Source organism: Kitasatospora sp. CB02891 (genome assembly GCF_002803145.1).
GTDB classification, from domain to species: domain Bacteria; phylum Actinomycetota; class Actinomycetes; order Streptomycetales; family Streptomycetaceae; genus Kitasatospora; species Kitasatospora griseola.
Genome location: NZ_NNBO01000016.1, coordinates 176,896 through 184,000 on the forward strand (window position 1 = coordinate 176,896; position 7,105 = coordinate 184,000).

The 7,105-nt window shown below is 70.1% G+C and carries 8 protein-coding genes, 1 tRNA gene, 1 other RNA gene and 1 pseudogene; 6 read left to right on the forward strand and 5 right to left on the reverse strand.

Translation table 11 applies throughout. The features are described 5' to 3' along the window. Positions 1-540 precede the first annotated feature (540 nt). The 3 genes and pseudogenes from CG736_RS39050 to CG736_RS29770 form a co-directional block, all read left to right on the forward strand. Positions 541-633: pseudogene (locus CG736_RS39050) on the forward strand (IS5/IS1182 family transposase); the annotation flags it as partial. A gap of 213 nt (positions 634-846) precedes the next feature. Further along, a complete protein-coding gene (locus tag CG736_RS36640) occupies positions 847-1,098 on the forward strand; it encodes a hypothetical protein (RefSeq protein WP_157815793.1) in 252 nt (83 codons plus the stop codon). 148 nt (positions 1,099-1,246) lie between these two features. Continuing rightward, positions 1,247-2,407 carry a serine hydrolase gene (locus tag CG736_RS29770; RefSeq protein WP_100589224.1) on the forward strand — a complete coding sequence of 387 codons (1,161 nt, stop codon included), beginning with the start codon at positions 1,247-1,249 and terminating at the stop codon, positions 2,405-2,407. 256 nt (positions 2,408-2,663) lie between these two features. Here the strand turns inward: CG736_RS29770 and CG736_RS29775 are convergent, their stop codons facing one another. The 4 genes from CG736_RS29775 to CG736_RS29790 form a co-directional block, all read right to left on the reverse strand. Further along, positions 2,664-3,083: a PIN domain-containing protein gene (locus CG736_RS29775; RefSeq protein WP_100589225.1), complete on the reverse strand. Its 420-nt coding sequence runs from the start codon at positions 3,081-3,083 to the stop codon at positions 2,664-2,666. After that, positions 3,080-3,358, reverse strand: coding sequence for a CopG family transcriptional regulator (locus CG736_RS29780; RefSeq protein WP_100589226.1), 279 nt, complete (start codon positions 3,356-3,358; stop codon positions 3,080-3,082). Before CG736_RS29780 ends, CG736_RS29775 begins: the two co-directional genes overlap by 4 nt. Before the next feature lie 308 nt (positions 3,359-3,666). Next, entirely contained in the window at positions 3,667-4,023 is a 357-nt protein-coding gene (locus CG736_RS29785; protein WP_100589227.1) for a hypothetical protein, read from the reverse strand. Continuing rightward, positions 4,020-4,481, reverse strand: coding sequence for a prevent-host-death family protein (locus CG736_RS29790; RefSeq protein ID WP_100589228.1), 462 nt, complete (start codon positions 4,479-4,481; stop codon positions 4,020-4,022). Before CG736_RS29790 ends, CG736_RS29785 begins: the two co-directional genes overlap by 4 nt. A gap of 158 nt (positions 4,482-4,639) precedes the next feature. On the opposite strand from CG736_RS29790, the gene CG736_RS29795 reads away from it, so the two are divergent. Next, on the forward strand, positions 4,640-4,786 hold the full coding sequence (locus tag CG736_RS29795; RefSeq protein ID WP_157815794.1) for a hypothetical protein: 147 nt from the start codon (positions 4,640-4,642) through the stop codon (positions 4,784-4,786). A gap of 23 nt (positions 4,787-4,809) precedes the next feature. Here CG736_RS29795 and CG736_RS29800 read toward each other — a convergent pair. After that, a tRNA-Ser gene (locus tag CG736_RS29800) sits at positions 4,810-4,894 on the reverse strand. 131 nt (positions 4,895-5,025) lie between these two features. On the opposite strand from CG736_RS29800, the gene ffs reads away from it, so the two are divergent. Both ffs and CG736_RS29810 read left to right on the forward strand, forming a co-directional pair. Then, an RNA gene (gene ffs / locus CG736_RS29805) (signal recognition particle sRNA small type) lies at positions 5,026-5,116 on the forward strand. Between the two features lie 65 nt (positions 5,117-5,181). Then, positions 5,182-7,105, forward strand: a 1,924-nt coding sequence (locus tag CG736_RS29810; RefSeq protein WP_100589251.1) for a DNA polymerase III subunit gamma and tau, incomplete at its 3' end; no start/stop codon positions are given.

The following is a 7,105-nucleotide window of genomic DNA, read 5'->3' on the forward strand; positions in this document are numbered from 1 at the left end:
TGTCACCAACCTCCATGGTCAGTACACCTAGGGCCAGGAGCGTAGAAGCCGCAGGCGTCTGGCCTGCCGCTTTGCACTGGAGCGGGAAGGAGAATCGAACTCGCGCTCCGGTGTGATTTCACGACCTTACGCTGGAACTCGATGGGAACGGCAACAGCCACCGCGTGATCACCAGGACCGTGTGGACTCTTGAAGATCATGCGGTGGTCGCAGGGGCGCAGCAGGTACCGTCCGATTGCGGGCCGGTTCAAACAAGTGGAACCGCATGCCAGAGCCCGCGCCGACAACTGCAACCAAAACTGCAGCCACAGAACGACGAAGGCCCCGGCCGTAGAAGCGGTCGGGGCCGACCTGTGCCCTGGCGGGCAGAGGCGGTACGAGATTCGAACTCATGAGGGGTTGCCCCCAGTATGCTTTCCAATTCTCCCGAACGCCGTCCGCCGGGGTTCGCACCCGTTCTGACCTGCAGCGGAGTGAACTTCCGGGTGGCGGCCGAACCCGGTCGGACGGGGTGAACGAGACCAGAGCCGAGACCGGCCGGCTCCGCTGTTCGGGATCTCGACGGCGACCGTGTGCCGCCTTGTCCAGCGCCTCGGCCCGCTCCTGCCCTGGAAGTCGCCCCACGCCCGGCCCGGATGCCCGGCGGGGTCGTCAGCCCGGCAGCCCAGGGACGACCAGGGCGGATTCCTCAGGTCATGGGCGCTGAGTGTGACGTCCCGCGCTGCCGGCTCCGTCCCCCGATCGGGGGAGCGCGGTTTCCCTCCCGCCCGGGAGGTGTGCACAGGGCGCCGTGTTCCAGGATCGGTCTGGGCCGGAGCGACCGGGCCGATCGCGGAAGGACGGCGGATGCACACCCCTGGAACGACGGCTGTCCGGCCTGCGGCGGCACGCAACGCCCCGGCGCCGGCGGCCGTGGTGCTGGGCCCGCTCGGCCTGTTCACCTCGTTCGCGGTCGTCGGCGGCCTGTTCGGCGCCGCCGGCCTGGCCTCGGGCAACATCGCCCTGCGAGTGTCCGGACGCACTGACACCGGCCGAGGCCGCGCGCTCGTCGGCCTGCTGCTGCCGCTCGCCGCGATCGCGGTGTCCGCCATGGCTTAGTACGAGAACCAAATCCAGGAGCGCTACCGCCCCGACGGCCTCCACCAGTACGTCGCGTGCGTCCGCCGCAACCTCTCCGGGCACTGACCGCGCCGGGAACCCCGGCGAAACATCAGACCCGCACACACACCATCAGAGATGACATTCCATGAACTCACGTACGCCGCTTCGGCCCCACGTCCTGCGTCGCAGGAGGACTCGCGCTGCCGTCACCGTGGCCATCGGGGCTCTCGCCCTCGGCGCGCTTGCCCCGTCCGCCGTCGCCGCCCCGGGGGCCGCCAGGCCGGACGCCACCCAGCAGCGACTGAACGCGATGGTGAGCCCCGATCACGTGCCCGGCGCTCTGGCCGCCGTCCGTGACCGGGCCGGCCACACCCGTACCTATGCCGCGGGCGTCGGGGACCTGGCCACCGGTGCAAAAATGCCCCGGGACGGCCAGGTGCGGATCGGCAGCGTCACCAAGACGTTCACCGCGGTCGTCGTGCTGCAACTGGTCGGCGAGGGCAGGATCCGCCTCGACGACCCGGTCGAGACCTACCTGCCCGGACTCCTGCGCGGGCAGGGGATCGACGGACGCCACATCACGGTGCGTCAGCTCCTGCAGCACACCAGCGGACTTCCCGACTACGAGGACGACGTCACCGCCGACATCCTCCAGCGGCGCTACCTCTCTCCCCGCGACACCCTGGACATCGCGCTGCGACACGAAGCCGACTTCGCCCCGGGAACGAGTTGGGGGTACAGCAACACGAACTACCTGGTGGCCGGGATGATCGTGGAAAAGGTCACCGGACGGCCCCTTGCCGCGGAGGTCGACAAGCGCATCGTCAAGAAGATCGGGCTGCGCCACACCTACCTCCCCGCCCCCGCCGAAACCACCCTCAGGGGGCCTCACCCCCACGGCTACCACCAGGACGGCCCGAACGGATCGCTGCGTGATGTCACCGAGATCGACCCCTCCGCGGCCTGGGCGGCAGGCGCGATGGTCTCCACCAGCTCCGACCTCACCCGGTTCTTCTCCGAGCTCATGAAGGAAGGCCACCTCCTCAGCGGCCCCGAGCTGGAGCAGATGCGCACCACCGCCCCCACGGGCGCGCCCGGCTACGACTACGGACTGGGGATCATGAGGACACAGCTGTCGTGCCACAAGACCGTCTGGTGGCACAACGGCAGCATCCCCGGCTACGGAACCTGGAGCGCCGCCACCGACGACGGATGCGCCGCCAGCGTCACGACAACGGTCGACCCGACCAGCATGGCGGACCTGCAGCCGACCGAGGACGCCGTCGACGCGGCCCTGTGCGGCTGAACCACGCCTCCCCGAAACCACAACAACGACGAAGGCCCCGACCGGAACCCGGTCGGGGCCTTCCGTCTGCACGGATGGGCAGAGGCGGAGGATACGAGATTCGAACTCGCGGGCCGTTCTGACCTGCGGCAGAGCAAATCGGTGGACAGTGCCTGAACCCGGTTGAGCGGAGGTGGCTGAGACCAAACTGACCCCAGGCCCTGTCCGCCGGCGTTCATCCTTGCCGACTCAGATTCTTCCGGCGTGTGCGGACAGGTCAGACCTTCATCACCACGATGTGGTCCGGCAGCAGTCTCTCCAGGTCCTCCGGATCGGAGGTGAAGACCGTCACCTGGCCCCGCTGCCGCAGCGCCACCACCGCGAGCACGGCGTCGATCGCGTACTTGTGTCCGTGCAGGCCGGCGTCCGCCAGCAGCCGACGTGCCTGGCGCGCCTCGTCCTTGCCCAGTTCGGCGACGTTCACTCGCGACAGGACCCAGTCCCAGCGCTGCTCCGTGGTGCGCGCGTCGTACGCCTCGACCAAGGTCATCGGCGAGGTGACGATCTCCGCCTCGCCGCGGGCGGCGAGATCGAGCCGAGCGATCATCATCCGGTCGCCGCGAACCGCGAGCGACAGTGCCTCGCTGTCCAGCACGAAGATGCGCAGCCGCCGGTCTTCCGCGGTGCGCTTCTTCACGCGGCCGCCCCGTTGTTCTTGTCACGGGCCGCGCGCCGCCGGTCGTGCTCCGCGTCGAGGTCGTCCAGTTCCGAGTGGGCGGCAGCCCGTTCGTCGCTGCTGACCGGCCCGTGTTCTTCCTCCAGCCAGACGACCAGCTCCTGCAGACGGTTGCGGTCGCGCTTGGCTCGGAGAGCGTCGGCGACGTAGGCGGAGAGGCCGCGGTCGGCACTGTCCGCGCGGATCTCGTCCAGCAGTTCCTCGGGGAGCGTGACGGTGACCTTCTTGGATGCCATACATGCCACCATACTTGCCATATCGCAGGGTGGCCTGGCTTCTCGGGAAACGACGAAGGCCCGAGCCGCTGTTGCGGTCCGGGCCTTCGATCGAGGCGGAGGATACGAGATTCGAACTCGCGAGGGGTTGCCCCCAACACGCTTTCCAATTCTCCCCGGCACCGTCCGCCGGGGTTCGCTCCCGTCCTGAACTGCAACGGAGCAAGCCGTTGGGTGGTGGCCGTACCTGGTTGGACGGCGATGAATGAGACCAAAACTGAGACCACGCTGCCTGGCACCTACGGCCGGATCGCCTATCTTGCTCAGGGTCAGCTATCCGTGTCCTTGGGGTGCCGAGGCGAGGCGTAGACGAGATGGACGGTCCGCCCCGGCTCGTCGACGAGGTAGCGCACGCGCCCGCCGGCAGTCACCTCGTACTCCCACTGCGGTAGCTCGTCCCCGCCGAGAACGCGCGTCGCCAGGCGGCCTCGGAGCCGGTGCTGTCGATCGGGGTCGCGCGTGGACAAGGGGTCGGCGCGGAGCGCTTCGAAGCAACGACGAGTGTTCCCCGGCACCTCCGCGCAAAGGTCGCCCCACCCCTTGGCGGCCTCGCTGGTGGCGAATCGAAGCCGCCACTCGTCATCGATCGGTGGCGGCGGGACGTCGTCTCCACGCTTGGGGCTCACGGGATAAGTACCTCGCCGTGGTCATCGCCCGGGAGCGGTCCGGTGAGCTGGGCGCTCAGCTCGGGGTCCGCCAGGATCCTGGCGGTGGCCCGCCATTCGACGATCACACGGTGCAGGTTGGCGTGAACGTCCAACTCCACCACGTCGCGGATGGCGTTCACGAGGTCGACGACGAACTCGCGTACCTCCTCGGCCGACAGGTGCCGGGTCCAGGGGAAGACCTCGGGGAGGGCGAGGAGAACCGCGCGCGCACCCTCGTCACTGGCGATGAGGGCCGCGAACAGGCGCGCGGTGACATCCGCGGTCTCCTCGCGCTGACGGTCGTGGCGTTCCGTGGTTAGGTACAGGTCCTCGCCGTCGCGACGGGTGACGTGGACGCGCTGTGCCTGCTCGACGGTGTCCGCGACGCGCTTCGAGTTCTTCGACAGGTCGGAGAACGACACGGTGAGAGTGGACATGCGGCCACGCTACTTCGGAACACATTCCGAAGTCAATGCGCAGATGTACCTGACTGGGTACAGACTTCCGCGCCACGAGTCGGGAACATGGCGGGGGCGTCTGGAGGCTTGGCGTGTGGAGATCCGCAGCCGCGTGGGGCGGCACCGTGCTCGGGATCATGGCGTTCATCGTCGCGCTGCTTCGATCGGCGCGGACGATCCTGCGGCTGGTGGTCGACGTGATGCGCTCCTGGCGCGATCTTCGGCGTGCCGTTTCGAGTGGTTCTGAACAGGTGCCCGTGAGCGACGAAGGCCCGGACCGCTGAGCGGTCCGGGCCTTCGATCAAGGCGGAGGATACGAGATTCGAACTCGTGAGGGGTTGCCCCCAACACGCTTTCCAAGCGTGCGCCCTAGGCCTCTAGGCGAATCCTCCGTGGGAGAGCTTAGTACATGTTGAGGGGTGGTTGCGACCACGGTCTCGCAGGTGGGTGGCGGGGGTGGCCTGCGGATCGGAGATCGGGGTGGGTGGGGGGAGTGGGGGCCGGGATCCGCTACTCTTGGGGCAGCCCCTCGTGTGGCGTCATCTCTCTGAACCCCCCCAGGGCCGGAAGGCAGCAAGGGTAGGAGGGCTCTGGCGGGTGCGCGAGGGGTCCTTGCGTTTCCGGGGGCGTGGTGGGTGGGGAGCCACGTTTGTCCGTTGGTCCCGATATCGTCGGTGGCGTGTCCCTAGCCCTGTACCGCCGCTACCGCCCCGAGACCTTCGCGGAGGTCATCGGGCAGGAGCACGTGACCGTCCCGCTCCAGCAGGCCCTGCGAAACAACCGGGTCAACCACGCGTACCTGTTCAGCGGGCCGCGTGGGTGTGGAAAGACGACCAGTGCCCGCATCCTGGCCCGCTGCCTGAACTGTGAGCAGGGGCCGACCCCTGAGCCGTGCGGGGAGTGTCAGTCGTGTCGTGATCTGGCGACCGGCGGGCCGGGGTCGATCGATGTGATCGAGATCGACGCGGCGTCGCACGGTGGTGTGGACGACGCGCGTGAGCTGCGGGAACGGGCGTTCTTCGCGCCGGTGCACAGCCGCTACAAGATTTTCATCCTGGACGAGGCGCACATGGTGACCTCGGCCGGCTTCAACGCGCTGCTGAAGGTGGTGGAGGAGCCGCCGGAGCACCTGAAGTTCATCTTCGCCACCACCGAGCCGGAGAAGGTGATCGGGACGATCCGGTCCCGCACCCACCACTACCCGTTCCGGCTGGTGCCCCCCGGCACGCTGCGCGACTACCTGGCGCAGGTGTGCGGGCGCGAGGGCATTCAGGTCGAGGACTCGGTGTTCCCGCTGGTGGTGCGGGCCGGCGCCGGGTCGGTGCGTGACTCGATGTCGGTGATGGACCAGCTGCTGGCGGGCGCCGGCGAGGCCGGTGTGACGTACCAGATGGCGACCGCGCTGCTCGGGTACACCGACTCCTCGCTGCTGGACGAGGTGGTGGACGCGTTCGCGGCGCAGGACGGCGCGACGGTGTTCCAGGTGGTCGACCGGGTGGTCGAGGGCGGGCACGACCCGCGGCGTTTCGTCACGGACCTGCTGGAGCGGCTGCGCGACCTGGTGATCCTGGCCACAGTGCCGGACGCGGGGGAGAAGGGCCTGATCGACGCCCCGGCCGACCGGGTCGCGGTGATGCAGGCGCAGGCCGACCGCTTCGGCCGGGCCGAGCTGAGCCGTGCCGCGGACCTGGTCAACACCGGTCTGACGGAGATGCGCGGCAACGCCGCCCCCCGGCTGCAGCTGGAGCTGATCTGCGCCCGGGTGATGCTGCCCGGCGCGTACGGGGACGAGCTGTCGACGCAGGCCCGGCTGGACAAGCTGGAGCGCCGGGCCGCCACCGGCGGGTTCGCCGCGCCGATGGCGTTCCAGCCCGCGCCGGTGGAGACGCCGGTGCAGCAGCCGGTCGTCCAGCAGGCCCAGCCTCCCGTGCAGCCGGCGCCGGCCCCCGTGCAGCAGGCCCCGGCACCGGCTGCCGCTGCCGCTCCCGCACCCGCTCCCGCACCGTCGGGCCCGGCCCCGGGCGCCTGGCCGATCCCGCGCAGCTTCCCCTCGGCGGACCAGACCCCGCCGCCCGCCCCGGCCCCGCAGCCGCAGGCCCAGCAGGTGCAGCCGGTCCAGCAGCCCCCGCAAGCACAGCCGCCGCAGGCCCCGGCCCCGCAGCCGGCCGCCGCGCCGCCCGCCGGCCAGCCCACGGCGGCCGCGCAGCAGGGCGCGGCACAGATCCGGCAGATGTGGCCGCAGATCCTGGAGGCGGTGAAGAACCGCCGCCGGTTCACCTGGATCCTGCTCAGCCAGAACGGCCAGGTGGCGGGCTTCGACGGCAGCACGCTGCAGGTGTCGTTCGTGAACGCGGGCGCCCGGGACAGCTTCGTCGGCAGCCACAGCGACGAGGTGCTGCGGCAGGCGCTGACGGACGCGCTGGGCGTGGACTGGCGGGTCGAGTGCATCGTCGACCCGTCCGGTGGCACCTCCTCGCCGTCCGGACAGTCCGCAGCGGCCTCGTACGCGCCCCCGGCCCCGCCGGCCGGTGGCGGCTGGGGCGCCCCGGCGCGGGCCCCGCAGCCCGCCGCGCCCGCTCCGGCCCCGCAGCCGGCGGCGCCTG